Raw genomic sequence first — 2,364 nt, forward strand, 5'->3', positions numbered from 1 at the left:
ACACCAACCACGGCGAGAACCAGCCGGCGCACCTGACGCTGAAGGACGCCGCGGTGCCCGTGGGCATCAACCTCGCGAAGTACGCCGGCCCCGAGGCGCGCTACTGCCCGGCCGGCGTCTACGAGTTCGTCAAGACCGAGGCCGGCCAGGACCGCCTGCAGATCAACGCGCAGAACTGCGTGCACTGCAAGACCTGCGACATCAAGGACCCGACGCAGAACATCGTGTGGGTCGCGCCCGAGGGCGGCGGCGGGCCGAACTACGCCGGGATGTAGAAGAAAACCCCCAGGCCTTGTTCCCTCGCAGCGCGCACATCGAACAACGCCTGCTGCGCAAAGAAATCACCGACGCCTCATTGAACGGCAGCGGCTTGCGTCCGCATGCGCAGAAGTTGGCGGACACGGCCTGCCCACGGCCGGAACGCAGCAAGGGCGAGTGCGTCGCTGCGCGCGAGGGGGAGGCAGCGAAGAATGGAACGGAAAGACCGTATCCGTTACAGAACGAGGAAGCCAATGCCTGGCGCCATTGCTCCTTCGTCATGAAACGGTCCATCACTTCGCGCCTCGACTCATCATTCATCTGAACAACATGAAACGCCCCTTGCCCGACTCAAGACTTCCCCTCGAAAAATATTCATTTTTAGAAGAAGAAGTACGACCGATACGGCTACAGCTTCTCGATGAATTGAACGCCAAGAGGCCTGAATTCGCGGACGATGATAAACCGAGAAGTTACGAAATCGATCTCTACATCGATTCACTCGAGATCGCAAAAGCGCCAGACAGTCACGACAGAATCCTGGAGTTCTGCACCTACTTCTGCCTCCCAAAGAACTTTGCGCACGTGATGGGCGAAAAAATAAAATCGGGCAGCAAATCATTGATCCTGTGTGACAGCACTCTTGAGATGATGATAAGCACATTGATAAACTTCCAGCAAATCACCGAAATAAAAACCACAATCCCCGAGGCCTATCTTTATAACGGGAACAAGCTCCTCGCGGCATTGGTGGCGGCTTTGGAAAAAACATCTCATCTGACATCATTGAGGATACTTTTCGATGGCGAATACGATGACGAGGCCATCAATCAAGTGATCGAAGCACTTGGGGGTCACCATGGACTCGAAAACCTGGACTTTCGTCTATGCGACCGCCCTTCCGTACCCAACCTGCCGTCATTCAGTGCATTGCTGCGTCATAAAGACCGCCTTTCCAGCCTGTCGCTGCAATACCTTCGCGGCACCGCCACGGATGCCATAGAGTTCGCGCAGGTGCTGGCAGATTTGCCTGCACTCGAGCATCTCAATCTGGAATGCTTCGATGGCGAGGAATCGTATTCAATTGCTGAGGAATGGGGCAAATTGCAAGACTCAAGCCGCCCAGCAAGATTTCCCAAGCTTCAAAGCCTGCTCATTGATGAAGAGTGGTCTTTCGACGAGGATCTGATCCTCCCCGACAAATTCATTTCCTTCATCACGAAACTACCCTCGCTGAGATATCTCAATATCGATCTCGTGTGCTTTGGGAAAGAAGCCCGAGGCAAGCTGATCTCCTGCGCAGAACAAAAAAAAATGATGGTGTGGCTTGGCGAATCGTCGAAAAGAAAGCAGATAGAACACCCATCATTCCAGCGCAATCGAAAAATGCAGCTCCTCATGGCCGATATGTTTCTCAGAAAAGCAATTGATTCCATCTTGCAGCATGCCATTCTTCCTGACGATATAAAAAAATTCATCATTCAGAAATGCCTCGGACAAGGCACACCTACTGACTTCGATGACCTTCGCTCGGTCGGAAACATCAACAAGGCGATTCGCCAAACCTTCGTTTTCTCGCGCGCGCGCTGGCTGAACTATCGAATTCGCCTGATCGACGAGCACCTGAGCAAGAACCCGAGAACGGACGGGCGATGGACCTGGCGCCGTGTTCAGACCGAGCACCATCGTGCCGATTTGAACGTGCTGAGCGAGCTTGCCCAATCGAATCCCGGCGCACTCTACAAGGCCGATCACGGGCGACTACTGAATGCCATGCCATGGCAGAAGCTTTGACAGGATCAGGTCGGTCACGCAGCATTCCTCTCCACGAAGCCAGCAACAAGCCGGCAACGTTATCGGGTTGAAATGCGCGCACGCCACGTGCCAAGGCATCCAGCCGTCGATTGACTGCGCCTGCGTGGCACAGTCGCCCTCGCCGACGCACACCCTCACCTGCCTTGCCCATGCCCATGGACCACACGCCGAAAGACGCCGCCACGCCCGCCCACCCTGCCGCCCCGCGCCGGCGCTGGTTGGGGACGTTGATCGCGGTCATCGGCCTGGCCCTGCTGGGCGGCCTCGCCTGGTACCTCACCCACCGCCCCG

The 2,364-nt window shown here is 56.0% G+C and carries 3 protein-coding genes; all 3 read left to right on the forward strand.

Going from position 1 to position 2,364, the window contains the following annotated elements; translation table 11 throughout:
• A partial coding sequence (locus AC1DXV_RS33820; protein WP_477937943.1) for a 4Fe-4S dicluster domain-containing protein occupies positions 1-275 on the forward strand: 275 nt, incomplete at its 5' end.
• A 17-nt stretch (positions 276-292) separates the two neighbouring features.
• The gene (locus AC1DXV_RS33825) at positions 293-583 is read left to right on the forward strand and encodes a hypothetical protein (RefSeq protein ID WP_477937945.1); all 291 of its coding nucleotides are present in this window, start codon (positions 293-295) and stop codon (positions 581-583) included.
• A gap of 5 nt (positions 584-588) precedes the next feature.
• Positions 589-2,052: a hypothetical protein gene (locus tag AC1DXV_RS33830; protein WP_477937947.1), complete on the forward strand. Its 1,464-nt coding sequence runs from the start codon at positions 589-591 to the stop codon at positions 2,050-2,052.
• The last annotated feature ends 312 nt before the right edge of the window (positions 2,053-2,364 follow it).

Source organism: Rhizobacter sp. P3_C12, assembly GCF_056402735.1.